Raw genomic sequence first — 25,249 nt, forward strand, 5'->3', positions numbered from 1 at the left:
ATGCACATCGCGTAGTCGTCTGCCGCTGTAGAGCGCGCGGTACATGCAAGCGAACGCATTTGCATCGCGATCATTTCTGTTACTATTGCGGTAACGTTTTTATGGAATAACCAAAAAGGAGTTTCCGATGTCTGAAATCGCAGTGGTTTTTCATAGCGGCTACGGCCATGCGGCCGTCATTGCGGACGCAGTCGCCCGTGGTATCGAGAAGGTCGACGGTGCGTCGGTCAAGCTGATCCCTGTCGACGCGATCGACGAACACTGGGAGTACCTGGAGCGCGATGCCAAGGCGATCGTCTTTGGTTCGCCGACCTACATGGGCAGCGCGTCCGCGCAGTTCAAGGGCTTCATGGACGCATCGTCGAAGCATTGGGGCAAGTGGCGAGACAAGCTGGCGGCCGGCTTTACGGTGTCGGCGTCGCAAAGCGGCGACAAACTGGCGACGCTGCAGCAGCTTGCTGTCTTCGCTGCCCAGCATCAGATGCTGTGGGTCAGCCTCGGTCTGATGCCCGGCAACAACAGCAGTACGGGTTCGGTCAACGATCTGAATCGACTCGGGTCGTTCCTCGGTGCGATGGCGCAGGCGAATGCGGACGAGGGCGGCGATGCGATTCTCGAGAGCGATCGAAAGACGGCCGAATTGCTGGGCGAGCGCGTCGCGATTGCCGCGAAACGCTGGAACGGTGCCTGAAGCCGATGGCCGGTCGGCGCTGTCTCGATGGTCGTCCGGCTGACGGATGGGTGGCGCCGATGCGGGACCGGAAATGAAAAAAGGCCGGCTAGAAGCCGACCTTTTTAAATATGAGTGGTGCCCAGGAGAGGACTCGGTCACACGAGCGCGACCCGGCTGCGCTTGCAAGCGCAGCCTTTCGAGTCCTCCCGCAAAGCGCGCAGGCGCTTTGCTTCCTGGGCCTGAAAAAGAAAAAGGCCGGCTAGAAGCCGACCTTTTTAAATAAGTGGTGCCCAGGAGAGGACTCGGTCACACGAGCGCGACCCCGGCTGCGCTTGCAAGCGCAGCCTTTCGAGTCCTCCCGCAAAGCGCGCAGGCGCTTTGCTTCCTGGGCCTGAAAAAGAAAAAGGCCGGCTAGAAGCCGACCTTTTTAAATAAGTGGTGCCCAGGAGAGGACTCGAACCTCCACGATGTTGCCACCGCTAGGACCTGAACCTAGTGCGTCTACCAATTCCGCCACCTGGGCACGTTTCGCTTGCTGCGATGCGAAGACCGCTATTCTAGCGTGTCTTCGAAGTCTGTCAACACAATTTCATCCGAAGCGATAAAAATATCGCATCCTTGTGCGACGGAGTCTCACGCGCCGACCGGATTCGCGCGTTTTGCCGCGAAATTCCAGCGCTGCGCCTGGCCCGTATCGACCCGTGCCGGCAGCAGTCCGGCGGCGAGGAACGTGTCGGCGATCTTCTGCTGTTCGCCGAAATTTTGCGCGACCACTGCGCGAACGAGGTAGCTGCGGCGCGCGTTCGCGCGCGCGATAGTCGCCGCGTCGAGCCCCCAGATCGGCGCAAGCGTATTCGCGGCCTCCTGCGGATGGTTGCGCAGCCACGCGCCGGCCTGCGACAACTGGTCGAACAGGATCTGGACAACGTCGGGCCGCGCGGCGGCGAAACTGCTCGATGCGAGGTAGTAGCGCTGGTACGACGCGAGTCCGTTGCCGTCGGCCAGAATCCGCACGTCGGGATTCCGGTCGACCGACGCGACATACGGATCCCACGTGATCCATGCGTCCACGCTGCCGCGCTCGAACGCTGCGCGGCCATCTGCGGGCGTCAGGTAGTGGATCGCCGCGTCGGCGGGCGTGAGCTTTGCGCGTGCGAGTGCGGCGAGCAGCAGGTAGTGGCTGCCGGCCGCCTTCGTGACCGCGATGCGCTTGCCCTTGAGATCGGCGAGCGTTCGAAGTGTGTTGTCCTGCTTGACGACGATCGCCTGTGCCTTCGGCGACGGCGCTTCCTGCGCGACGTACACGAAACGCGCATGCGCGGCCTGCGCGAAGACCGGGACCGTGTCGGCGACGTCGGCGCTGAAATCGACGGCGCCGACGTTGAGCGCTTCGGTCAGCGGCAGCCCGCTCGCGAATTCATGCCACGACACGCGCAGGCCGAGCGGCGCAAGCGTCTGCTCGAGTGCGCCGCGCGTCTTGAGCAGTGTGATGAGCGTCGAAGACTTCTGGTAGCCAATGCGCAATGCGGCGGGCGTGGTCTCGGCGTGCGTTCGGACGCCCGCCGCAGTAAGGCCTGCGGCCAGCATCGCGCGCGCGAACGCGCGACGGTTCATCGACGTCATGAATCGTGCTCCTCGTTGGGTTCGTTGCAATGAAGCGGGCCGGCTAACGTACCAACGGGGAGGGCGGGCGATAACCGATAAATTCTGCTATCGATCCGACTGGCGGGCATAAGGGTGGGCGGGGAGACGGTCGCCGCGCAGAGTCCGGGGATCGCGCCGAAGGCGCTCAATCCGCGCGCCTGCGGAAATTCATGAAGGCCGAGTTCGACGAGCCGTGCCGGTTGCTGCGCAGGTTCATCGGTGAGTAAGTCGCTCTTTTTCCCGAGTCGGAAATGAAAAAGGCCGGCTAGAAGCCGACCTTTTTATAAAACAAGTGGTGCCCAGGAGAGGACTCGAACCTCCACGGTGTTGCCACCGCTAGGACCTGAACCTAGTGCGTCTACCAATTCCGCCACCTGGGCACGTTTTGCAGTAGCTGCTTGCTGCAAAGAAGCGAAATTATAGCGCCCCAATTATTCGTGTCAACACTTTTTTGCGATGCATCGCAAACCGGCTGCCGTCGCGCCCGCCCGCGGCATTCCCGTCATTTGGCGACACAGGCGGGTGATAGAATGACCCGCCGCCGTCAATATAGAACTGTCTGACGGACACCTCTATGTTGATGCCGTGCACCATCAGTCAACGCAACGAGAACAATCATCGACAAACCCTTGAGCAAATATCCGTACCCCATTCCGAGCCGTGAAGAAATTCTCGGCGTGCTGCGTACGAGCGATGCGCCGCTGGCTGCCAACGACATCGCCGAAGCACTGTCGATCAAGCGTCAGGAGCGCGAAGGGTTCTTCCGGCGTGTCGCCGCGATGGAGCGCGACGGCCAGATCCGCCTCGACAAGCGCGGCCACTACCAGTTGACCCATCCGTCGAATTTCGTCGCAGGGCGCGTGCAGGGGCATCGCGACGGCTACGGGTTCGTGATCCGCGACGACGGTCAGGACGACCTGTTTTTGCCGAACGGCGAAATGCAGAAGGTGATGCACAACGACCGCGTGCTCGCGCGGATCGTCGGCTACGATCGCCGCGGCCGGCCGGAAGGGCATGTCGTCGAAGTCACCGAGCGCGCGAACAAGCGCGTGATCGGCCGCCTGCTCAACGAGAACGGCGCGCTGATCGTCGCGCCGGAAGACAAGCGCATCGGCCACGACATCCTGATCACGCAGAACGTGAAGAAGGCGAGGGTCGGGCAGGTCGTCGTCGTCGATCTGACCGATTTCCCGAGCCGTCATTCGCAGCCGCTCGGCCGTGTCGCCGAAGTCCTCGGCGACATCGACGATCCGGGCATGGAAATCGAAATCGCGGTGCGCAAGTACGGCGTGCCGCATGAATTCAGCCAGTCGGCGCTCGACGAAGCCGCCGCGCTGCCCGACAAGGTGCGGCCGGCCGACCTGCGCTTCCGCGTCGACCTGCGCGACGTGCCGCTCGTGACGATCGACGGCGAGGACGCACGCGACTTCGACGACGCCGTTTACTGCGAGCCGGTCAAGGTCGGTCGCGGCGACGGCTTCCGGCTGATCGTCGCGATCGCCGACGTGTCGTACTACGTACAGCCGGGCAACGGGCTCGATGCCGACGCGCTCGAGCGCAGCACGTCGGTCTATTTCCCGCGCCGCGTGATCCCGATGCTGCCGGAGAAGCTGTCGAACGGCTTGTGCTCGCTGAACCCGCAAGTCGACCGCTGCGTGCTCGCGTGCGACATGGTGATCACCGCGCGCGGCGAGATCAAGGCGTACCAGTTCTATCCGGCCGTGATCCATTCGGCTGCGCGCCTTACGTACACTGAAGTGGCGGCCGTGCTGTCGAACACGAAGGGGCCGGAGGCCGCGCGCCGCGCGGAGCTGCTACCGCACCTGCAGAACCTGTACGGCGTCTACAAGTCGCTGTTCGCCGCACGGCAGAAGCGCGGCGCGATCGACTTCGATACGACCGAGACCTACATCGTCTGCAACTCGCAGGGCAAGATCGAGCAGATCGTGCCGCGCCAGCGCAACGATGCGCACAAGCTGATCGAGGAGTGCATGCTGGCCGCGAACGTCTGCGCGGCCGACTTCCTGAAGCGCAACAAGCATCCGGGCCTGTACCGCGTGCACGCGGGGCCGACGCCGGAGAAGCTCGAGAACCTGCGTGCGTTCCTGCGCGGCATGGGCCTGTCGCTCGGCGGCGGCGACAAGCCGCATGCAAGCGACTACGCGGCGCTGATGGCGCAGATCCGCGACCGGCCCGACGCGCAGATGCTGCAGCCGATGCTGCTGCGTTCGATGCAGCAGGCCGTCTACAGCCCGGACAACATCGGCCACTTCGGTCTCGCGTACGAGGCGTACGCGCACTTCACGAGCCCGATCCGTCGTTATCCCGACCTGCTCACGCACCGCGCGATCTATTCGATCCTGTCCGGCAAGAAGTACGTGCCGAAGGCGCCGGAGGGCTTCGAGCTGAACACCGCGCTGTCTCCGCGCGCCCGCGCGATGCAGCAGGCCGACGACGAAGCGCGCAACCGCTCGCGCTCGAACACGGCGATCTGGGAAGAGCTCGGCCTGCACTGCTCGGCGAACGAGCGGCGTGCGGACGAAGCGTCGCGTGACGTCGAGGCATGGCTCAAGTGCTACTTCATGCGCGACAAGCTCGGCGAGGAATACGGCGGGATGGTGAACGGCGTCACGTCGTTCGGCATCTTCGTGCAGCTCGACACGCTGTTCATCGAAGGGCTCGTGCACGTCACGGAACTCGGCTCGGACTACTTCCAGTACGACGAGATCAAGAATGAGCTGCGCGGCGAACGGACGGGCATCCGCTATCGTCTGTCGGACCGGGTGCGCGTGCAGGTGAGCCGCGTCGATCTCGACGCGCGCAAGATCGATTTCCGCCTCGTGCGCGATACGCCGGTGAAGGCGCCGCGCCCGTCGCCCGCGCCGGCTGCTGCAGGCGCAGGTGCCGGCGCCGATCGCAACGGCCCGCGCGTGCGTGCGCTGCCGCAGGCGGAAGAGCTCGCGCCGCGCCGCAAGAAGGCCGCAAGCGCACCGAGCGTCGCGGTGAAGGAAGCACGTGCCGCACGCAAGAAGGGCGGCAGCGGTGGCAGTGGCGGTGCGGCGGCGAAGCCGACCGCGAAGAAGGCACGCGCCCGCAAGAAGTATTGAGCGTTCGGGGCGGCGCAAGCGCACGCCCTGCAGTATCGAGAGACGCCGCGTCACCGGTCATCGGCCGGCAACGCGGCGCTTTCCTTTTCCATGGATCGCGGCCGCGCGCGTCGCGCGGCCGCACGTTTGATCGAAGGTTGTTCCAGTCATGTCACGTCTGAAGGTTCTTTACGGTTTTCATGCGGTGACCGCACGTTTGCGGCACGATGCATCGACGGTTGCGGAGGTGCTGTACGACCAGACGCGCCGCGACCGCCGCATGCAGGACTTCCTGCACACCGCGAAGGAAGCGGGCGTGCGGCTGATCGCGGCCGACGAAACGCGCCTGTGGGGCCTTGCCCATACCGAGCGCCACCAGGGCGTCGTCGCGCGTGTCGAGGACGTTCCGCTCGCGCAGAACCTGTCCGAGCTGCTCGACGGCATCCAGGGCCCCGCGCTGCTGCTCGTGCTCGATGGCGTCACCGATCCGCACAACCTCGGCGCGTGCCTGCGCGTTGCCGATTCGGCCGGCGCGCACGCGGTGATCGCGCCGCGCGACCGTGCGGTCGGCCTGAACGCGACTGCGGCCAAGGTGGCGAGCGGCGCGGCCGATACGGTGCCGTACATCACGGTGACGAACCTCGCGCGCGCGCTGCGCGAGCTGAAGGAAGCCGGCGTGTGGATCATCGGCACGTCGGACGAGGCGTCGGCGACGCTCTACGATACGAAGCTCGACGGCCCCGTCGCGCTCGTGATGGGCGCGGAAGGCGAAGGCATGCGCCGGCTCACGCGCGACACCTGCGACGAGGTGATGAGCATCCCGATGGCCGGCAGCGTGGAAAGCCTGAACGTGTCGGTCGCAAGCGGCGTGTGCCTGTACGAAGCCGTGCGCCAGCGGCGCGTGAAGGGCTGACACATCCTGTCTCGCGCAATATGCGCGTGCCTGGCATGACCCGAACGACGCGTGCCGCGATGCGATGCGGCACGCGGTTCTCCGGAACTTGCGACCGATGACCCTGTTTCGCCTCGGCGCATCATGCGCCGTGCTATGCCTGCTGGCTGCCTGCACGTCGCCGTCGCTCGTCGAACGCGGCACCTACTACGCCGACACGAGCCTGTACGCGCGCGGTGCCGATTCGCGGATCCGCTTTCTCGTGATGCATTACACCGAAAGCGACGAAGCGAAGTCGCTGCGCACGCTGACGGGCGATTCGGTCAGCGTGCATTACGTCGTGCCGCCGCAGCCGCGCATCGAACACGGGATGCCCGTCGTCTACCAGCTCGTTCCGGAATCGATGCGCGCATGGCACGCGGGCGTCAGCGAGTGGCAGGGCGCGACCGAATTGAACGCCGCGTCGATCGGCATCGAAAACGTGAACCGCGGGCCGCTCGATCCGCAGAATCGCACCTGGCAGCCGTACTCGCCCGAACAGATCGATGCGTTGACCCGCCTGTCGAAGGACATCGTCGTACGCTACGCGATCCCGCCGACGCGCGTGGTCGGGCACAGCGACATCGCGCCGCAACGCAAGATCGATCCGGGTCCGCTGTTCCCGTGGCATGCGCTCGCACTGGCCGGCGTCGGCGCATGGCCGGACGATGCGACCGTGGCCGCCCGGCTCGGCGGCCGCGATCCGCACGCGTTGGTCGATGTGCGCGAACTGCAGCTCAAGCTCGCGCGCTACGGCTACGACGTGCCGACCGACGGCGTGCTCGACGCGCGCACGCGGCGCGTATTCGCGGCGTTCCAGATGCATTTCCGTCCGTCCGACTATGCGGGCAATCCGGACGCCGAAAGCGACGCGATCGCACAGGCGTTGCTCGACAAATACTTCCCCGGCACTCAGCCGACGGACAACGCGCCAGCGGCGGTCGCACCCTGAACGCACGGCGCACCGCGCGCCGAAAAACGCGGGCCGTCATCCGAGTCCGGTAAACTGGCGGTTTTCCGCAATCCCACAGCATTACCACGCCATGACTCAAGACGAACTCAAACGCCTCGTCGGCCAGGCCGCCGCCGATTACGTGATCCAGAACGTGCCGGAAGGCGCCGTGATCGGCGTCGGCACCGGCTCGACCGCCAACTGCTTCATCGACGCACTCGCCGTCGTCAAGTCGCGCTATCGCGGCGCCGTGTCGAGTTCCGTCGCCACGACCGAACGCCTGAAATCGCACGGCATCAAGGTGTTCGACCTGAACGAGGTCGACTCGCTGCAGGTGTACGTCGACGGCGCCGACGAGATCGACGCGAGCGGCGCGATGATCAAGGGCGGTGGCGGCGCGCTCACGCGCGAGAAGATCGTCGCGTCGGTGGCCGACACGTTCGTCTGCATCGCCGACGCCAGCAAGCGCGTGCCGGTGCTCGGCGCGTTCCCGCTGCCGATCGAGGTCGTGCCGATGGCGCGCACGGCGATCGGCCGGCGCGTGACCGCGCTCGGCGGCGTGCCCGTGCTGCGCGTGACGAAGGACGGCGCACCGTACATCACCGACAACGGCAACGAGATCATCGACGTGAAGGGGCTGCAGATCGCCGATCCGCGCGGCTTTGAAGCGCAGGTGAACGCATGGCCGGGTGTCGTGACGGTCGGGTTGTTTGCCGAGCGCGGCGCGAATCTGTGCTTGCTCGGCACGGAAAACGGCGTTGAAACGATCGTTTATTCGGCCGAAGCGAGCTGAATGAGAAGCAGTCCGTAACGGTATCAGGAACCCGTAACGGACTGCATGTTTAAATCTTGTGGAAATCACGGCCCGGCAGGCGCAGCGCGCTTCCCGGGCCTTTTTTGTAGCCTTATAAATCACCCCGTCAAAAAGAGGGATAACCCTGTCAGGTGTTTACCAGATAGCGAAATATCCTCGAACTCATCAACTTATAGATCATAAGAACAGTAGTAACCAGGGCCGGCGGAACTGCGGAGCAGATGTTCGCAAATCGACGCACGGGGAGGTGTCATGGAGCAGGGCAAAGACCGGTCACTGGTCGCCAAAGTGATGGATGGGCTTGTCTCGGGTATCGTCGAAGACAAGTACGGCGGCATCTTGCCGCCACAGGACGTGCTGTCGAAAGAGTTCGACGTGAGTCGCACGGTGATGCGGGAAGCGTTGTCGATGTTGCTTGCGCGCGACATGCTGGACGTGCGGCCGAAAGTCGGCACGCGCGTGCGGCCGATGCGCGACTGGCGAATGATCGACGAAGACGTCGTGAGCTGGCGATTTCGGGCAAAACCCGATCCGCAGTTCATGCGCGACGTCATCGAATTTCGAATGCTGATCGAACCGCGCGCGACCGCGCAGGCGGCGGTGCGTGCGACCGCGGCCGACATCGCGGGGATCCGTGAAGCGTTCGATGCGTTCAAGGTGCTGCAGCCCGGCGATCCCGGCTACGACACGGCGGACGAGTTGCTGCACACGCGGATCGTGCAGGCGAGCGGCAACCAGTTCTTCCAGCAGATGGCGGCGATCGTGCGCGGTGCGGTGCGTCTCGTGAATCCGCGCGTCGTGCAGAAGGAAGGCGCGCACGAGATCGCGGTGAAGGCGCATGCGCGTGTCGTCGATGCGATCGAACGGCGCGATCCGCGCGAAGCCGAAGCGGCCTCGCTCGCGCTGATCGATTTCAGCGCCGACGAGATCTCGCGCGATTTCTCCGTCGACGTGCCCATGCGCGCCTGAACCTGCTCGCGTCGCTCATCCGTGTGCCGGCGAGCCGTTTATCATGACGGCCGGTCGGCAGCGTGCCGGCCACCGTCATACGACCGACACGGAAGATCAGGATGAACGACAACGACCACCGCCCGGTGCGCTTCGGCATCGTCGGCGCAGGCAGCATCGCGCGCCGCTTCGCGCAAAGCCTCGCGCACGTGCCGGGCGCCACGCTCGCCGGTGCCTGGGCCCGCCGCGCCGACGCAGCGGCAGCCTTTTGCGAGATATGCGGCGGCACGCCTGCCGCGAGCCTCGAGGCGCTCCTCGCGAGCGACATCGACGCGGTCTACATCGCGACGCTCCATGACAGTCACGCGCAGTACACGCTGGCCGCACTTGCCGCCGGCAAGGCCGTGCTGTGCGAAAAGCCCGCAACGCTGAACGCGGCGCAACTCGAAACCGTGCTGCGTGCGGCACGCGACGCCGGTCGGCTCTTCATGGAAGCGATGAAGCCGCCGTTCTTTCCGCTGTACCGCCAGCTGCGTGCGCACCTGCATGACGATCCGATCGGCGAGATCCGGCTCGTGCGCGCGGGGTGCGCATCGTCGTCGGTACCCGATGACCATTCCGTCTATCGCCTCGATCGCGCGGGCGGCGCGCTGCTCGATATCGGGATCTACGAGGCGTTTCTCGCGGTCGACTGGCTCGGCGCGGCGCTCGACGTGCAGACGCTCGGCCGCGTCGGCGCGACGGGCGTCGACATGTTCGCGAGCCTGAACAGCCTGCACGCGAACGGCGGGATCGCGCAGCTCTTTTGCGGGCTCGACGTGATGGGCCGCGGCGATGCGCTGATCGCCGCGGCCGGCGGGCACGTGACGATTCACGAGAAATGGTGGAACCCCGCGCGCGCGACGATCCGCTATGCGGACGGGCGCGCCGTCGAACTCGACGCACCGGCCGAAGGCGGCGGGCTGAACTACGAGACCGCGCATTTCTGCGACCTGCTGCGCGCGGGCGAAACCGAAAGCCCGATCATGACGCACGACCATTCGCGGCAGATGATCGCGATGACCGATGCCGCGCGTGCCGCGCTCGGCGTGCGCTATTCGGGCGAGTAGGCGGGAACGAAAGTGCCGGGCCCGTGTGCGCGGCCCGGCGGATGGCGTGCGCTCAGTGCCGCGACGGCAGCGACAGGCGCTTTTCGTACCAGCGCTGCGCCCATTCGAGGATCTGGCACAGGATCCAGTACACGGCCGCGGCGGTGAGATAGAGCGGCAGCGGCTGGTAGGTCGCCGCGATCACCTCCTGCGCGCTGCGCAGCAGTTCGGTCACGGTGATCACGGACACGAGCGACGTGTCCTTGATCAGGCTGATCAGGCTGTTCGACAGGCTCGGCACCGCGATGCGCAGCGCCTGCGGGCCGATCACGTAGCGCAGCGTCTGCCCCCACGACAGCCCGAGGCTGTACGACGCGAGCCACTGGCCGCGGTGGATGCCGTTGATCGCGCCGCGCATGCTTTCGGACATGTAAGCCGCGACGTTCGCGGACAGCGCGATGACGCCGGCCGGCGTCGGTTCGAGCGAGATGCCGAGGCTCGGCAGCCCGTAGTAGATGACGAAGATCTGCACCAGCAGCGGCGTGCCGCGCATCAGGCTCACGTATGCGCGCGCGAGCCACGCAAGCGCATTGACCCAGATGCGTTCGAAGCCGTCGAGCGGCTCACTCTGCCGGATGCCCATCATCGCGAGCACGACAGCGCCGAGCAGGCCGAACACCATCGACAGCACGGCGAACTTGACGGTCAGTACGGCGCCCTGGGCGAGCACCGGCAGCGATTGGACGAGCAGGGACGTTGTCGACATGGAATACGAATCGGATGCGTGCGCGAAAGCGCAATCATAAACCGGACGAATAAAGCAAAGGGCGGCATCGTTGCGGATGCCGCCCTGTCCGGCCCGCCGTCAGGCGGGAAATGCAGGCGTGCTTACTTGATCGGCTTCGTCACGTCGATGCCGAACCACTTGTCCGAGATCTTCGTGAACGTGCCGTCGGCCGCGAGCTGGGCCATCGCGTCGTCGATCGCCTTCTGGAACTTCGGGTTGCCCTTCTTGAACGGGATACCCGACGGGTTCGCCGAGCCGACGTTCGCGCCCGGGCGCAGCGGCAACTGCGAATTCTTCGTCAGGTACGCGAGCATCAGGCGGTCGTTGAGCGCTGCGTCGAGGCGGCCGGCCGCGAGATCGCGCAGGTACTCGGGCGCGCCCGGGTACGTCTTCACGTCGATGCCGGGCACCGACTTCGCCATGTCCATGTAGTTCGTGCCGAGTGCGACGCCGAGCTTCTTGCCCTTCAGGTCTTCCAGCGACTTGAAGTCACGCGAGTCGTCCTTGCGCTGGATCAGTTGCGCGGACGAGTACGTGTACGCTGGCGAGAAGTCGAGCGTCTCCTTGCGCTTGTCGGTGATGCCGACCTGGTTGGCGATCACGTCGAACTTGCCGGCCTGCAGGCCCGCGATGATGCCGCTCCATTCGGTCGTCACGAACTCGGCCTTCACGCCGAGCTTCGCGGCGACGGCCTTCGCGACGTCGACGTCGAAGCCGACCAGTTCGCCTTGCGGGTTCTTCGAGTTGAACGGCGGGAACGTGCCCTCGAGGCCGATCCGCAGCGTGCCCCGTTGTTTCACCTGGTCGAGGAGATCGGCCGCATGCGCGGTGGCGGCGGCGAACGACGAGCCGATCAGGCCCGCAACCAGCAGCTTCTTCAGCAGCGAAAATTTCATCGTGTTAGCTTCCTTGCCCCAGCTGGGGCTCTGTTCCGATAGTGCGACCGATGATAGCAAAAATGCAATCAGTCGATAAATATCGTTTGTTTATGCCTATATTACTTACGCGGTGCGCTCGCGGGCGATCGCCTTCACGCATTCCGAGACGAGCGCGGGGCCGCGGTAGATGAAGCCCGTATAAAGCTGGACCAGCGACGCGCCGGCCGCGAGCTTCGCCCGGGCGTCCTCGCCCGAGAAAATGCCGCCGACGCCGATGATCGGCACTTCGCTGCCGACTTCGGCATGCAGCTTGCGGATCACTTCGTTCGACGCGTCGAACACCGGGCGGCCCGACAGGCCGCCGGCTTCGTCCGCGTGCGGCAGGCCCTGGACGGCCGCGCGCGACAGCGTCGTGTTGGTGGCGATCACCGCTTCGATCTTGTGGCGCAACAGCGTGTCGGCGATTTCCTTGACCTGTTCGTCGTCGAGATCGGGCGCGATTTTCAGCGCGAGCGGCACGAGCTTGCCGTGCAGGTCGGCGAGGCGCTGCTGCTTGTCCTTGAGCGCCGCGAGCAGCGCGTCGAGCTCGCCCGCGCCCTGCAGCTGGCGCAGGTTCTTCGTGTTCGGCGACGAGATGTTGATCGTCACGTAGCTCGCGAACGGGTATACGCGTTCGAGGCAGTACAGGTAGTCCTCGGCCGCGCGTTCGATCGGCGTATCGGCGTTCTTGCCGATGTTCAGGCCGAGGATGCCGCGATAGCGGGCGGCCTGGACGTTCTTCACGAACTGGTCGACGCCGTGGTTGTTGAAGCCCATCCGGTTGATCAGCGCTTCGGCTTGCGGCAGGCGGAACATCCGCGGGCGCGGGTTGCCGGGCTGCGGACGCGGCGTGACCGTGCCGACCTCGATGAAGCCGAAGCCGAGCGCCGCGAGGCCGTCGATGGCCGCGCCGTCCTTGTCGAGGCCGGCCGCGAGGCCGACCGGGTTGCGGAACGTGAGCCCCATCACGGTGCGCGGCGCGTCGGGCACGCGGGCCGACAGCGCGCAGGCGAGGCCCGTGCGGCCGGCCGCGCCGAGCGCGCGCAGCGTGAGGTGGTGAGCGTCTTCCGCATCCATCTTGAACAGGGATGCGCGGACCAGCGGATAGAGGGAACTGAACACGGGAATTGGGCGGGCAGCCGGAATGAATGACAACCCGCTATTTTACCGGGAGTTGCGCGGCAGGGGCGTGCTTCGCTTCGTAGCCCCGCGGTGCGCGTCAGCCCGAGCCGGAATGCCCGCCCGGCAACGGCGCGCGGGCCAGTGCCGCATCGACGGGCGGCAGGTCGACCCGTTCCGGATCGAGTATCTTCCAGCGGCCGTCGATCAGCCCTTCGAGCGGGTGGAAGTTCGCCTTGTACGCCATCTTCGGGCTCTCGCGGATCCAGTAGCCGAGGTACACGTACGGCAGCCCGAGACTCTTCGCCTGCTCGATCTGCCACAGGATGTTGTAGGTGCCGTAGCTCGTGTGCCGGTCGTCGGGCTCGAAGAACGTGTAGACGGAAGACAGTCCGTCGCCGAGGATGTCGATCATGCTGACCATGCGCAGCTTGCCGCGCTCGCCGCCCGGGGCGTCGAGGTCGCGGAATTCGACGAGGCGCGAGTTGATCCGGCTCTGCAGCAGGAACTGCTCGTACTGGTCGCGGCTGTCGCGATCCATTCCGCCGCCCGCGTGACGCGCGGACTGGTAGCGCATGTAGAGCGCGTAGTGTTCTTCGTCGTAGTGCAGAGGCGAGACCGTCGCGACGAGCGCGCGGTGCCGCTTCCACATCCTGCGCTGTGTGCGCGACGGCACGAACGCGTCGATGGGCACGCGCACCGGTACGCAGGCGCGGCAGCCGTCGCAGTACGGGCGATACGTGAAGACGCCCGAGCGCCGGAAGCCGGCCTTCACGAGTTCGGTGTAGATGTCCGAGTTGATCAGGTGGCTCGGCGTCGCGACTTGCGAGCGCGCGATACGGCCGTCCAGATAGCTGCACGGATAGGGCGCCGTTGCATAGAATTGCAGCGCCGAAAGCGGTGAAAGCGGCAGCTCAGTCGGGTGAGTCATGGGCAGCTCTCGATGCAGGGAAGGAGTGCCGCGCTAGCGCTCGATCCCGGAGGGCGCCGCCGTTTCGGCGGGGCCCGTCAGCGCGGCGAGCACGCGCTTGTCGAACTGCCACGGAATCGGCGGTTCGGCTACCGCGCGGCGCACGTGAGCGACAAAGGCCTTGCGTGCGATCTCGCGGCCGCCGAGCGACGCTAGATGCGACGTATTCTGCTGGCAGTCTATCATCTCCAGCCCCTGGTCGCGAAGGTGGGCGACGAGCGCGGCCAGCGCGATTTTCGATGCGTCGGTGGCATCCGCATACATCGATTCGCCAAAAAACATCCGCCCGAACGACACGCCGTACAGGCCGCCGACGCGGCGCCCGTCGTGCCATGTCTCGATGCTGTGCGCGTTGCCGGAGCGGTAGAGCGACGTATAGGCGTCGATGATCTCCGCCGTGATCCACGTGCCGCGCTGCCCGCGGCGCGGCGCCTGCGCGCAGGCGCGCATCACGCCCGGAAAGTCGTGATCGACGCGCACTTCCCATGCGGGCTCGCGCAGCACGCGCTTCAGCGTCTTGCGCAGCGACGGCGACACCTTGAATTCGGCCGGCACGAGGATCATGCGCGGGTCGGGGCTCCACCACAGCACCGGCTGGCCGTCCGAGTACCACGGGAAGATGCCGCGCAGGTACGCGTCGATGAGGCGCGACGGCAGCAGGTCGGCGCTCGCGGCGAGCAGCCCGGGCGCGCCGGTCGCGGGACCGAGCGCGCGTTCGATGGGCGGAAACGGATCGTCCGGGCCGAGCCAGGGGACCATGGGGGCGAGCTCAGCCGTTGCGCAGCGAGCGGAAGATATCGCCGGTGTGCACGCCGTAGTCGCCGGCGGCGCGATCGGCGAAGAAGAATCGCAGGGTCTGGCTGACGGTCGGGAACGCGATTTCGTCCCACGGGATGTCGGCTTCGTCGAACAGCTTCACTTCGAGGCTTTCCTCGCCGGCTTCGAAACCCGGATCGGTGAGCCGCGCGAGGTAGAACAGGTGGACCTGGTGCACGTGCGGCACGTTGAGCAGCGTGAACAGGTTCTGTATCTCGACGCGCGCGCCGGCTTCCTCGAGCGTTTCGCGCGCGGCGGCTTCGGCCGTCGTCTCGCCCATTTCCATGAAGCCCGCGGGCAGCGTCCAGAATCCGTAGCGCGGTTCGATCGCGCGGCGGCACAGCAGGATCTGGTCGCCCCAGACCGGGACCGTGCCGACGACGTTGCGCGGATTCTGGTAATGGATCGTGCCGCAGTGATCGCAGACGAAGCGCTCGCGGTTGTCGCCCGGAGGAATGCGCGCGATGACTTCGTGACCGCAGACGGAGCAGAATTTCATGTCGAGTGGAAGGGACGAGGTGATGCGAGTGTATCACCGGGGCGCGGCATTCTCGAACGCCTGCACATGCGGACGGCGCGCCGTGCGAAGCGGCATTCGTGCGCGAAGAGGGGGCGGGGATCGGGTACGGAAAAACAAAAAGCCCGGCGCTGGGCCGGGCTTTTTGCATGAATCTGGACGTTGGTTGCGGGGGTAGGATTTGAACCTACGACCTTCGGGTTATGAGCCCGACGAGCTGCCAGACTGCTCCACCCCGCGTCCGTCGAAGAAATGAATTATAAGGAGTTGCCCGAGCGCGCGCAAGCACTTTCTGACAATCGCGTGTCGCGTCTTGCGGGGACGGTACGGTGGTCGCGTGCGCTAGAATCGAGCGGTTTGTTTCGCCTCTTCGGTAGCGGCGCCGTGCGCGATCGCATCGGCACCGCTGCGGCTCACCTTATTGCATCGACGGATTCATGGACATCGCTCACGATCTTCAATCGATCGGCGCGCAGGAACAGGCGCTCGTGTTTCCCCATTTCGACGCGGCCCGCGCGTGGGCGCTCGGCAACCGGATGCATGCGCTAGCAACGTCGCGCGGCCATGCCATCGCGATCGACATCGTCACGTTCGGCCAGCCGCTGTTCTACGCGGCGCTCGCCGGTGCGACCCCCGACAATGCCGACTGGGTGCGCCGCAAGCGCAACGTCGTCGCGCATTTCCGGCGCAGCTCGTATGCGATCGGCCTGCGCATGCAGCAGGCCGGCGCCACGCTGGCGGACAAGCACGGGTTGCCGATCGCCGAATATTCGCCGCACGGCGGTTCGTTTCCGCTGACCGTCGCGGGCGCCGGCGTGATCGGCTCGATCACCGCGTCGGGGCTGCCGCAGCGCGCGGACCACGAATTCGTCGTCGAGGCGCTGTGTGCCGAGCTCGGCCAGGACTACGCCGTGCTGGCCCTCGCAAGGAGCTGAGCGATGCAGCTTCCCGGATACGCATGGCTCGCGATCGCGATCGTCGCGGAAGTGGTCGGCACGTCCGCGCTGCGCGCGGCGGACGGCTTCACGCGCTTCTGGCCGTCGGCGCTCGTCGTCGCCGGTTACGGCATCGCGTTCTACTGCCTGTCGCTGACGCTGCGCACGATGCCCGTCGGCATCATCTATGCAGTCTGGTCGGGCGCCGGCATCGTGCTGATCACGCTCGTCGCGATGCTGCTCTATCGTCAGGTGCCGGACGTGCCGGCGGTGATCGGCCTCGGGCTGATCGTCGCGGGCGTCGTGGTGCTGAACCTGTTCTCGAAGATGCAGGCGCACTGAACGTGCGACTGCTGTTTGCCGGATGGCCCTCATGACCGATTCCACTTCCGCTGCCGTTTCCGCCGAGTCCGCCCAGCCTGACGTGCGCGCCTATGTCGCGAACCGCATCGGTTTTCTCGAACTGAACCGGCCGAAGGCATTGAACGCATTGTCGGGCGGCATGATCCTGCTGATGCAGCAGGCGCTCGACGCGTGGCGCGACGATCCGGAGGTGGTTGCGGTCGTCGTGCACAGTCCGCATCCGCGCGCGTTCTGCGCGGGCGGCGACGTGCGCTTTTTCCACGACGCGTGGCACCGCGGCGACCGCGATGCGATCGACGCGTTCTTCATCGACGAATACACGCTGAACCATACGATCTTCACCTATCCGAAGCCTTATATCGCGCTGATGCACGGCGTCGTGATGGGCGGCGGCATGGGTATTTCGCAGGCGGCGCGGCATACGGGCGGCCTGCGCGTCGTGACCGATTCGACGAAGATGGCGATGCCCGAAACGCGCATCGGCCTGTTCCCGGACGTCGGGATGAGCTGGTTTCTCGCGCGCACGCCCGGTGCGATCGGTCGTTATCTCGCCGTGACGGGCGCGACGCTCGACGCGGCCGGTGCACTATACGCGCAGCTCGCCGACGTCTATCTGCCCGATGCCGCGCTGCCGGCGCTGCTCGACACGCTGCGCAGCGCGCGCATCGACAGCGGTGCGCAGGCCGTCGCCTGCGTGGCCGACGCGGCTGCCGCGCACAAGGTCGTGCCGACGCCGGACACGTCGGCGCTGGCCGATGCGCGCGCCGGGATCGACCGCCATTTCGCTCAGCCCGACATCAACGCGATCCTCGCGTCGCTCGATGCCGAACCGGATTGCGCGGCCGTCGACGGGTGGGTCGAGAAGCCGACTCACGCGATGCGCGGCCAACTGTCGCCGCTGTCGATGGCCGTGTCGCTCGAAGTCGTCGAGCGCGCACGCGGCGCGACGATGGCCGATTGCCTGCGGAGAGATCTCGATCTCACGCGCTCGACGTTCGCGCGCGGCGACGTGATCGAAGGCGTGCGCGCACTGATCGTCGACAAGGATCAACAGCCGGCCTGGCGCTTCAAGTCGGCCGCCGACATCGATCGGGCCGAGGTGCTCGCGATGTTCGACAGCCCGTGGACGCCCGACACGCATCCGTTGCGGAACCTGAACGACTGACCCGCGTGCGAAACAGAAACGAAAAGGCCGCCTGCACATGCAGGCGGCCTTTTCGTTTATTGACCGTCGATCGCTCTGCGGTCGAAGGGCGCGGAGCCCGGGCCCGCGTTACTCGTTGCCCGCGTCGTCCGACATGAACGCGCGCATGAACACGAGCGCGCCGAAGCCCCACACCGCGTTCGCCGCGAAGCCGGCCGCGAGCACGGGCATCATGTTGCCCGACGGCCAGATGCCGCGCAGCGGATCGATCGCGAACACGCGGGCTGCGGTCAGCACGATGCCGCCGAACATGAGTGAGCCGATCCACGATGCTTCGCGTTCCGGCGACACGCGCAACAGCCACGCCATCGGGATCGCGCAGCACGCGCTGATCAGCGCGTTCGCGACAAATTCAGGAATGCCGAGCGGCGCGAACGGCTGCGTGGAGAAGCCGGCCGCGGCGATCAGGTCCGCTGTGTGAAGGAGGGCGAGCGTGGCCTCGCGGAAGAACAGGGCGGCAAGGAAGCCGGACAGGAACGGCAGGATGACTTTCTGCATCGATGAGTGCACCGCAGGCGCGCCCGGCCGGGGCCGTGCGCGCGGAGTTATTCGGATAGGTACGCCATTATAGGGCCCGGTCGCCGCGATATTCGCTCCAGCGTCGTGCTAATCACGAAAGCGGAAAACCTAAGCTCAAAAAAATCGTTCCAAAGCCCTGCACCGATCCCTAGACTGATTTCCCAGAAACAGCCGTGCAATCGCGTATCCGCTCGCCGCACGGCCTGACCGGCGAACCATCCCGATTCGAACGCACACCATGCATGCGTCGCTCGTCCGCGACGCGAGCAGGGCGACGTTTTTTCAAATTTCGGCAAGAACAGTCAAGCAGGAGCAGCAGATGAATGTGTTCTGGTTTATCCCCACGCATGGCGACAGCCGCTACCTCGGCACGGCCGAAGGCGCGCGCGCCGCGGATTACGATTATTTCAAGCAGGTCGCCGTCGCGGCGGACACGCTTGGGTACGAAGGCGTGCTGCTGCCGACCGGTCGTTCCTGCGAGGATGCGTGGGTCGTTGCGTCGAGCCTCATTCCGGCGACGCAGCGCCTGAAGTTCCTGGTTGCAATCCGTCCCGGCATCGCGTCGCCGGGGCTGTCGGCGCGCATGGCCGCGACGTTCGACCGCCTGTCGGGCGGCCGCCTGCTGATCAACGTCGTGACGGGCGGCGATGCGGCCGAACTCGAAGGAGATGGCCTGTTCGCCGATCACGATACGCGCTACGAGATCACCGACGACTTCCTGAACATCTGGCGCGGGTTGCTTGCCGCGTCGCACGACAACGGCGGCTTCGACTACATCGGCAAGCACTTGCAGTCGAAGGGCGGCAAGGCGCTTTATCCGCCCGTGCAGCGTCCGCATCCGCCGCTGTGGTTCGGCGGCTCGTCGCCGGCCGCGCACGCGATTGCCGCCGATCATATCGATACCTATCTGACCTGGGGCGAGCCGCCCGAGGCGGTCGCGAAGAAGATCGCCGACATCCGTGCCCGCGCGGAGGCGCGCGGCCGCAAGATCAAGTTCGGCATTCGCCTGCACGTGATCGTGCGCGAGACCGAGGACGAAGCATGGCGTGATGCCGAGCGCCTGATCAGCCGCCTCGACGACGACACGATCGCGCGTGCGCAGAAGGCGTTCGCGAACATGGACTCGGAAGGTCAGCGCCGGATGGCCGCGCTGCACGGCGGCAAGCGCGGCGGTCGCGAGGCGCTCGAGGTGTATCCGAACCTGTGGGCCGGCGTCGGTCTCGTGCGCGGCGGCGCGGGCACCGCGCTCGTCGGCAATCCCGAACAGGTCGCCGAGCGCATGCGCGAATACGCGGACCTCGGCATCGAGACGTTCATCCTGTCCGGCTACCCGCACCTCGAGGAGTCGTATCGCTTTGCCGAACTCGTGTTCCCGCTGATCAAGGGCAAGGGCGCGCAGCGGCCGGCCGGCCCGCTGTCGGGGCCGTTCGGCGAGATCGTCGGCAACAACTATCTGCCGAAGGCAAGCCAGAGCTGAGCGAGGAGAGGCCTGCGATGACAACGAAAACGTCGACGACGGGTGCCGCCGTGGCCGCCCGCGCATGGCGCGGCGTCGCGCCGTGGCTCGTGCCCCTCGCGCTGCTGGTTGTGTGGGAAGTCGGTGCGCGCACCGGCTGGCTGTCGACCCGCGTGCTGCCTGAACCGGTGGCGGTCGTGCGTGCGGCATGGTCGCTCGTGACGTCGGGCGAAATGTGGGCGAACGTGAAGGTCAGCACGTGGCGCGCGCTGTTCGGTTTTGCGATCGGCGGCGGTGTCGGTCTCGCGCTGGGGCTCGCAACCGGCCTGTCGAAGGCCGCCGAGGTCGCGCTCGATTCGACGATCCAGATGATCCGCAACATCCCGGCGCTCGCGATGATTCCGCTCGTGATCCTGTGGTTCGGCATCGACGAGAAGGCGAAGCTGTTCCTCGTGGCGCTCGGCGTGTTCTTCCCGGTCTACATCAACACGTATCACGGGATCCGCTCGGTCGACGCGAACCTGATCGAAATGGCGAAGAGTTACGGCGTGCGCGGTTTCGCGCTGTACCGCGACGTGATCCTGCCCGGTGCGTTGCCGTCGATCCTCGTCGGCGTGCGTTTCGCGCTCGGGCTGATGTGGGTGATGCTGATCGTCGCGGAAACCATCTCCGCGCAGTCGGGCATCGGCTACATGACGATGAATGCGCGTGAATTCCTGCAAACCGATGTGGTGGTGGTCGGCATCCTGCTGTACGCGGTGCTCGGCAAGCTGGCCGATGTGCTGGCGAAATGGCTCGAGCGCGTGACGCTGCGCTGGCACCCCGCTTACCAATCAGGAGCAAAGGCATGAATGCGACGACTTCGGCGGCCGCCTACGGCCCGCTCGCCGGCGCAGACCTCGAGGCCGAGCTCGCGCAGGCACGCGTCGCGGACGGCGATGCGCGCGACGCGGCGATTCTCGATCGTGACGGCAGCGCATCCGTCGTTCCGCTTGCGCGGCGGCGCGCGGGAAGTCCGGCACCCGACGACGCGGTGACGCTGTCGGGCGTCAGCAAGCGCTTCGGCGCGCGCACCGTGCTCGACAACGTCGAACTCGGCATTGCGCGCGGCAGCTTCGTCGCGATCGTCGGCCGCAGCGGCTGCGGCAAGTCGACGCTGCTGCGTCTCGTCGCGGGACTCGAGCAGCCGAGCAGCGGCGCGCTCGTGACGCGCGGCGACGGCGGCGGCGTGCTCGATACGCGGATCATGTATCAGGATGCGCGCCTGCTGCCGTGGAAGACCGTGCTGCAGAACGTGATGCTCGGCCTCGGGCGCGGCGCGCGCGACGACGCGCGTGCGGTGCTCGATGAAGTCGGCCTGCTGGAGCGGGCGAACGACTGGCCCGCACAACTGTCGGGCGGCCAACGGCAGCGTGTGGCACTGGCGCGCGCACTCGTGCACCGGCCGCAACTGCTGCTGCTCGACGAGCCGCTCGGCGCACTCGACGCGCTGACCCGCATCGAGATGCATGCGCTGATCGAGCGCTTGTGGCGCGAGCATCGGTTCACCGCGCTGCTCGTCACGCACGACGTGCAGGAGGCTGTCGCGCTCGGCGACCGCATCCTGCTCATCGAGCAGGGGCGTGTGGCGCTCGACCAGCCCGTACCGCTCGACCGGCCGCGTGCTCGCGCATCGGCGGCGTTTGCGGCGCTGGAAGACCGCGTGCTGAAGCGCGTGCTCGCCGGCGGGCCAGGCGCGGCCGAACCGGGCGCGGTGCATGAAGCAGACAACGTTCGACCGGTCGGGCAGATCCGCTGGGCCGTTTAAATCCGGGCGGCTCCGGCCGCCCGTCCTGAGACTTTTTCTTCGGAGCGATCAACCCGATGAGCATCACTGCAATCAACGTGCGTAACCAGTTCAAAGGCAAGGTGAAGGAGATCATTCGCGGGCCGGTGGTGTCCGAGGTCGACGTCGAGACGCCGTTCGGCATCGTCACGTCGGTGATCACGACCCGCTCGGTCGACGAGCTCGAACTGAAGGTCGGCGCGGAAGTCGTCGCACTCGTGAAGTCGACCGAAGTATCGATCGCGCGTCTCTGAGCGCGCGCTTCCTGCGCCGGTGCGGCGCCGGCGGGCTGCCTGCCCGTTGGCGTCGTCCGGCATTCCCGCAGCGCGTTTCCCTCGGTATTCTGCGTCCGGACGAAGTGTTAGGATGGAACGACACCGATGCCGGAGGGCAACGCATGACCCCCATCCTTTCCCCCGAAGCCATCGAGGCGCTGAAGTGGATCGACCAGTTCGGCGAAAGCCGGCCGGTTCCTGCCGCGTTTGGCGACGTCGTCTATGCGTTGCTGAACGAGGGGCTGATCTATCAGGCGGCGGCCGACCGCGTCGACCTGACGGCCGACGGCAAATCCTTTTTGTCCGACGAATACGACTGAGCGCACGGCGCCGGCTGCATGGGCGGCCTGGCGCCGCGTCGCCACGGAGCGTGCGATGGAACCGAGAGGCAGCGACCTCGGCGATTTCAGCGAGCCGTACCGCGGCTTCGAGATCGAGGTGAAGACCGAGCAGGTCTGGGACGGCGAGCATGCGCACTACCGCGTGCTGCAGGGCGACGCCGTGCGGATCGACTGGCGGCTCGTCAAGGTCGACGGGTTGCTGCTGACCGAACGGCGCGTGATCGAGCGCGTGCTCGACGAGGCGCGAAGGGCGGTCGATGCGGAACTGGGCGAGGGAGACTAGCGCGGGCGCCGGGCAGGTGCCGCCCATGTTGCGGTAAAATGCTCGGTTGTTTCCGCGCCGCCTGGCTTGTTGCCCGAATTCCATGTCCGTACCGTCCTCGCTTCCTCCCCGTCGCGTATCCGTCGCGCCGATGCTCGACTGGACCGATCGCCATTGCCGGTCGTTCCACCGTACGCTGACGCGCGATACGTGGCTGTATACGGAGATGATCACGACGGGGGCGCTGCTGTTCGGCGATGCCCAGCGGCATCTCGCGTTCACGCCGAACGAATCGCCGGTCGCGCTGCAGCTTGGCGGCAGCGAACGCGACGATCTCGCGCGCGCCGCGAAGCTCGGCGAGCAGTGGGGCTACGACGAAATCAACCTGAATTGCGGATGTCCATCCGAGCGCGTGCAGCGCGGCGCGTTCGGCGCATGCCTGATGAACGAGCCGCAGCTCGTCGCCGACTGCGTGAAGGCAATGAGCGATGCGGTGTCGGTGCCGGTTACGGTCAAGCACCGGATCGGTGTGGACGCGGTCGAGGATTACGCGTTCGTGCGCGACTTCGTCGGCACGGTCGCCGAGGCCGGCTGCGAAACGTTCGTCGTGCATGCGCGCAACGCGATCCTGAAGGGGCTGTCGCCGAAGGAGAATCGCGAGATTCCTCCGCTCAAGTACGACTATGCGTATCAGTTGAAGCGCGATTTTCCGTCGCTGGAGATCGTCATCAACGGTGGCATCAAGACGCTGGACGAAGTCGCGCAGCATCTCGAGCATGTCGATGGCGTGATGCTCGGCCGCGAGGCGTATCACAACCCGTATGTGCTCGCGGAGGTCGATGCGCGGTTCTACGGATCGACGGGCGCGGTGCCGACGCGCGAAGAAGCGGAAGCGCAACTGATCGAATACTGCGCGGCCGAGCTGAAGCGCGGGACCTATCTCGGCGCGATCGTGCGGCATGCGCTCGGGCTGTATCGCGGTGTGCCCGGCGCACGCGGCTGGCGTCGCGTGCTGTCCGACAACAAGAAGCTCGCGCGCGGCGATCTGGCCGTGTTCGACGAGGCGCGCGCGCATCTGAACGAAGCCGAAGAATTTTTTGAAAAAAAGGCTTTGCAAGATTCAAAAGACTTCGTATAATCTTGCTTCTTCGCTGCTGAAACAAAAACAGCGAAGAGCAGAAAGCAGTATCAGTGGTGGCTGTAGCTCAGTTGGTAGAGTCCAGGATTGTGATTCCTGTCGTCGTGGGTTCGAGTCCCATCAGCCACCCCAAAATTCTCAAACAAAACAGGCGCTTAGGCGCCTGTTTTGCTTTGCGCGGGACAGATCGGGGAACAGCATCGATTCGAGTCTCGCCATCGCCAGAGCGTTCTGCTCGCCATTCATCCGTTTCGCGTAAGTCGTCAGGAACATCTCGATGTCGAGTCCGAGCTGTTTCGCGCAAAAGGCATGGGGTCATGCCGGCCAGCAGCATTGCTGTCGCGTAGCGATGTCGCAGGTTGTACGGGCTGCGATAGCGAATTCCGAGTCGTTTCAGGATTGTTGTCCAGAAGCATTCGCCGGAATGCTTGTTCGTCTTCCCATCCAGTTCCGTACCGCGGGTCGTGGAAAATTGCGGCGGCAGATATCTGCGTGAATGAGCGTTGCAGTGCCAACGCGCTAAGCGCTCGACTGTTTAGACGGACGGCGCGCGCGACTGCCGTCTTCGTTCGATTCTTGTGCTCTCCGCAGCACCGAGATTTGCGCGGCTTGGGGGATTGGTGTTGCGATGAGGCACGGAGGTGGTTCGGCTGCTCGACGCCGAGACTCGGTGAGAGACTGCGCGAGACCAGTCGGCTACGCGTGAATCCGATTCAGGATCCAGGTAGTGCGATATTTCGACCTGAATGGTCTTGCCGGCAGCGCAAAGTAAGCGCCACCGATAGCGTTGCACGTGCCTTCGTCGATCGGAGCGAATCGAAATTCAATAGTGTTTTTTGAGTGAATCCTTCACGAGCAGGCAATTTTTGTAGCGTCCAAGCATTCTGCGAAACATTTTTGCGTCCATGACTTTTGCTGCAGGTTCCCAAGGGTCATTGTAAAAGACGTTTGTATCCTGAACCCCAGTGACAACAATGACATGAGCGAGGCGATGGAAAGAGCCGCTGGCCCAGATGGGGCCATACAATTTCAAATTAGCTTCCAACCATTCTGCAATATCTTCGTCTTCTTCTGGCCGCGTGACGGGGATGAGACCTTCGGCTGTGCGAGGTCACTAATCGAAGTTAAAGGGAGTCCCTTATCCTTGAGCCATATCTCCATGTGGTTGCAGGCCTTCGCTTCCCTTTTTCAGCATCAGCCACGTTCCATCGGAATTTTTTCGTTGACCGACGAGCGGCACATCCAATATCCGGTAGTTCGGCCGGTTCATTTGCAGTCTCCGAAGTGATGCTATCCGCTGAAGAATAGGAAGATTTGTAATGGGAGGCAATGGCGGCGACTTGGTGAGCGATGCAGGGTATTCAGCGATCTGGGCATCTCTCAGGTAGCGACGTTACGTGCAGCAGCCCGTTTCGACCGCGATCCGTTCGTGGGGCTAAGGTTTGCACGCGCCGTGCCGTTATCTTCCCAGGACAGCCCTCGTGCCTCGGATGCTGATCCGTTTTCTTGCCTGCTCGCGCTTCGCGTGAGCAGGCTTTTTTCGTTTACGGCGACGGAAACCGGAAATTTGGCGGAATAGCGCAGGGATTTGGCACGAACCGACAAAGCGCAACAGTCTTGCATGCGTGTAGTGTGTCGTCTTCCTCGTGCCCTCATGCCTTGCAGGGCC

General features: G+C 65.3%; 26 protein-coding genes and 4 tRNA genes. 18 read left to right on the top strand and 12 right to left on the bottom strand.

All coding sequences use genetic code 11. From position 1 onward, the window contains the following. Window positions 1–127: 127 nt before the first annotated feature. Window positions 128–691: a flavodoxin family protein gene (locus FPJ27_RS26760; RefSeq protein WP_072441621.1), complete on the top strand. Its 564-nt coding sequence runs from the start codon at window positions 128–130 to the stop codon at window positions 689–691. A gap of 418 nt (window positions 692–1,109) precedes the next feature. Here the strand turns inward: FPJ27_RS26760 and FPJ27_RS26765 are convergent. The 3 genes from FPJ27_RS26765 to FPJ27_RS26775 all read right to left on the bottom strand — a co-directional run bounded on the left by FPJ27_RS26765 (window position 1,110) and on the right by FPJ27_RS26775 (window position 2,697). Further along, a tRNA-Leu gene (locus FPJ27_RS26765) sits at window positions 1,110–1,196 on the bottom strand. A gap of 110 nt (window positions 1,197–1,306) precedes the next feature. Next, entirely contained in the window at window positions 1,307–2,296 is a 990-nt protein-coding gene (locus FPJ27_RS26770; protein ID WP_204426278.1) for an aliphatic sulfonate ABC transporter substrate-binding protein, read from the bottom strand. Window positions 2,297–2,610: 314 nt separating this feature from the next. After that, window positions 2,611–2,697, bottom strand: a tRNA-Leu gene (locus tag FPJ27_RS26775). A 249-nt stretch (window positions 2,698–2,946) separates the two neighbouring features. Between FPJ27_RS26775 and rnr the strand changes: the two genes are divergently transcribed. From rnr to FPJ27_RS26805, 6 genes are all read left to right on the top strand, one after another. Further along, complete coding sequence (gene rnr / locus FPJ27_RS26780) at window positions 2,947–5,424, top strand: ribonuclease R (RefSeq protein ID WP_072441615.1); 2,478 nt, start codon at window positions 2,947–2,949, stop codon at window positions 5,422–5,424. 148 nt (window positions 5,425–5,572) lie between these two features. Continuing rightward, window positions 5,573–6,316, top strand: a complete 744-nt coding sequence (rlmB, locus tag FPJ27_RS26785; protein ID WP_034184068.1) for a 23S rRNA (guanosine(2251)-2'-O)-methyltransferase RlmB — start codon at window positions 5,573–5,575, stop codon at window positions 6,314–6,316. A 97-nt stretch (window positions 6,317–6,413) separates the two neighbouring features. Continuing rightward, the gene (locus FPJ27_RS26790; protein ID WP_204426279.1) at window positions 6,414–7,286 is read left to right on the top strand and encodes an N-acetylmuramoyl-L-alanine amidase; all 873 of its coding nucleotides are present in this window, start codon (window positions 6,414–6,416) and stop codon (window positions 7,284–7,286) included. Window positions 7,287–7,377: 91 nt separating this feature from the next. Beyond that, window positions 7,378–8,079, top strand: coding sequence for a ribose-5-phosphate isomerase RpiA (gene rpiA / locus FPJ27_RS26795; protein ID WP_072441611.1), 702 nt, complete (start codon window positions 7,378–7,380; stop codon window positions 8,077–8,079). A gap of 273 nt (window positions 8,080–8,352) precedes the next feature. Beyond that, window positions 8,353–9,069 (top strand): FCD domain-containing protein, encoded by a 717-nt coding sequence (locus tag FPJ27_RS26800; RefSeq protein ID WP_034184071.1) that lies wholly within the window; start codon window positions 8,353–8,355, stop codon window positions 9,067–9,069. A gap of 101 nt (window positions 9,070–9,170) precedes the next feature. After that, window positions 9,171–10,157 carry a Gfo/Idh/MocA family oxidoreductase gene (locus FPJ27_RS26805; RefSeq protein ID WP_204426280.1) on the top strand — a complete coding sequence of 329 codons (987 nt, stop codon included), beginning with the start codon at window positions 9,171–9,173 and terminating at the stop codon, window positions 10,155–10,157. A gap of 52 nt (window positions 10,158–10,209) precedes the next feature. Here the strand turns inward: FPJ27_RS26805 and FPJ27_RS26810 are convergent, their stop codons facing one another. The 7 genes from FPJ27_RS26810 to FPJ27_RS26840 form a co-directional block, all read right to left on the bottom strand. Beyond that, on the bottom strand, window positions 10,210–10,902 hold the full coding sequence (locus tag FPJ27_RS26810; RefSeq protein ID WP_204426281.1) for an amino acid ABC transporter permease: 693 nt from the start codon (window positions 10,900–10,902) through the stop codon (window positions 10,210–10,212). 122 nt (window positions 10,903–11,024) lie between these two features. Continuing rightward, complete coding sequence (locus tag FPJ27_RS26815; protein ID WP_204426282.1) at window positions 11,025–11,819, bottom strand: cystine ABC transporter substrate-binding protein; 795 nt, start codon at window positions 11,817–11,819, stop codon at window positions 11,025–11,027. A 105-nt stretch (window positions 11,820–11,924) separates the two neighbouring features. Continuing rightward, entirely contained in the window at window positions 11,925–12,962 is a 1,038-nt protein-coding gene (locus FPJ27_RS26820; protein ID WP_072441599.1) for a quinone-dependent dihydroorotate dehydrogenase, read from the bottom strand. Window positions 12,963–13,059: 97 nt separating this feature from the next. Further along, a complete protein-coding gene (locus tag FPJ27_RS26825) occupies window positions 13,060–13,890 on the bottom strand; it encodes an arginyltransferase (protein ID WP_072441596.1) in 831 nt (276 codons plus the stop codon). A 33-nt stretch (window positions 13,891–13,923) separates the two neighbouring features. Further along, complete coding sequence (gene aat, locus FPJ27_RS26830) at window positions 13,924–14,688, bottom strand: leucyl/phenylalanyl-tRNA--protein transferase (RefSeq protein ID WP_034184077.1); 765 nt, start codon at window positions 14,686–14,688, stop codon at window positions 13,924–13,926. Between the two features lie 10 nt (window positions 14,689–14,698). Then, on the bottom strand, window positions 14,699–15,244 hold the full coding sequence (locus FPJ27_RS26835) for an NUDIX hydrolase (RefSeq protein ID WP_072441591.1): 546 nt from the start codon (window positions 15,242–15,244) through the stop codon (window positions 14,699–14,701). A gap of 181 nt (window positions 15,245–15,425) precedes the next feature. Beyond that, a tRNA-Met gene (locus tag FPJ27_RS26840) sits at window positions 15,426–15,502 on the bottom strand. A 197-nt stretch (window positions 15,503–15,699) separates the two neighbouring features. Between FPJ27_RS26840 and FPJ27_RS26845 the strand changes: the two genes are divergently transcribed. Genes FPJ27_RS26845 through FPJ27_RS26855 form a run of 3 tightly spaced genes read left to right on the top strand, consistent with a single transcriptional unit; the run spans window position 15,700 to window position 17,725 of the window. Continuing rightward, window positions 15,700–16,197 carry a heme-degrading domain-containing protein gene (locus FPJ27_RS26845; RefSeq protein ID WP_072441588.1) on the top strand — a complete coding sequence of 166 codons (498 nt, stop codon included), beginning with the start codon at window positions 15,700–15,702 and terminating at the stop codon, window positions 16,195–16,197. A 3-nt stretch (window positions 16,198–16,200) separates the two neighbouring features. Then, window positions 16,201–16,539, top strand: a complete 339-nt coding sequence (locus FPJ27_RS26850; protein ID WP_011656759.1) for a multidrug efflux SMR transporter — start codon at window positions 16,201–16,203, stop codon at window positions 16,537–16,539. Between the two features lie 31 nt (window positions 16,540–16,570). Then, window positions 16,571–17,725 (top strand): enoyl-CoA hydratase/isomerase family protein, encoded by a 1,155-nt coding sequence (locus FPJ27_RS26855; protein WP_204426283.1) that lies wholly within the window; start codon window positions 16,571–16,573, stop codon window positions 17,723–17,725. Window positions 17,726–17,833: 108 nt separating this feature from the next. Here the strand turns inward: FPJ27_RS26855 and FPJ27_RS26860 are convergent, their stop codons facing one another. Beyond that, a complete protein-coding gene (locus FPJ27_RS26860; RefSeq protein WP_034184081.1) occupies window positions 17,834–18,262 on the bottom strand; it encodes a hypothetical protein in 429 nt (142 codons plus the stop codon). 340 nt (window positions 18,263–18,602) lie between these two features. On the opposite strand from FPJ27_RS26860, the gene ssuD reads away from it, so the two are divergent. From ssuD to FPJ27_RS26900, 8 genes are all read left to right on the top strand, one after another. Then, window positions 18,603–19,760, top strand: coding sequence for an FMNH2-dependent alkanesulfonate monooxygenase (gene ssuD, locus FPJ27_RS26865; protein WP_072441762.1), 1,158 nt, complete (start codon window positions 18,603–18,605; stop codon window positions 19,758–19,760). Between the two features lie 17 nt (window positions 19,761–19,777). Further along, window positions 19,778–20,590, top strand: coding sequence for an aliphatic sulfonate ABC transporter permease SsuC (gene ssuC / locus FPJ27_RS26870; RefSeq protein WP_034184083.1), 813 nt, complete (start codon window positions 19,778–19,780; stop codon window positions 20,588–20,590). Beyond that, window positions 20,587–21,546, top strand: a complete 960-nt coding sequence (locus FPJ27_RS26875; protein WP_204426284.1) for an ATP-binding cassette domain-containing protein — start codon at window positions 20,587–20,589, stop codon at window positions 21,544–21,546. Before ssuC ends, FPJ27_RS26875 begins: the two co-directional genes overlap by 4 nt. Window positions 21,547–21,602: 56 nt before the next feature. Further along, entirely contained in the window at window positions 21,603–21,818 is a 216-nt protein-coding gene (locus tag FPJ27_RS26880; RefSeq protein WP_006400187.1) for a molybdopterin-binding protein, read from the top strand. Between the two features lie 143 nt (window positions 21,819–21,961). Then, a complete protein-coding gene (locus FPJ27_RS26885) occupies window positions 21,962–22,159 on the top strand; it encodes a hypothetical protein (protein ID WP_011351863.1) in 198 nt (65 codons plus the stop codon). A 55-nt stretch (window positions 22,160–22,214) separates the two neighbouring features. Beyond that, window positions 22,215–22,463: a hypothetical protein gene (locus FPJ27_RS26890; RefSeq protein ID WP_072441576.1), complete on the top strand. Its 249-nt coding sequence runs from the start codon at window positions 22,215–22,217 to the stop codon at window positions 22,461–22,463. 130 nt (window positions 22,464–22,593) lie between these two features. Continuing rightward, the gene (dusA, locus tag FPJ27_RS26895) at window positions 22,594–23,580 is read left to right on the top strand and encodes a tRNA dihydrouridine(20/20a) synthase DusA (protein ID WP_239483395.1); all 987 of its coding nucleotides are present in this window, start codon (window positions 22,594–22,596) and stop codon (window positions 23,578–23,580) included. A gap of 56 nt (window positions 23,581–23,636) precedes the next feature. Next, window positions 23,637–23,712 (top strand) — tRNA-His (locus tag FPJ27_RS26900). Between the two features lie 1,006 nt (window positions 23,713–24,718). Here FPJ27_RS26900 and FPJ27_RS36840 read toward each other — a convergent pair. Continuing rightward, window positions 24,719–24,850 (bottom strand): hypothetical protein, encoded by a 132-nt coding sequence (locus tag FPJ27_RS36840; RefSeq protein ID WP_275557407.1) that lies wholly within the window; start codon window positions 24,848–24,850, stop codon window positions 24,719–24,721. Between the last annotated feature and the right edge of the window lie 399 nt (window positions 24,851–25,249).

Origin of the sequence: Burkholderia sp. MS455 (assembly GCF_016899445.1) — a bacterium.
GTDB classification, from domain to species: Bacteria; Pseudomonadota; Gammaproteobacteria; order Burkholderiales; family Burkholderiaceae; genus Burkholderia; species Burkholderia pyrrocinia_C.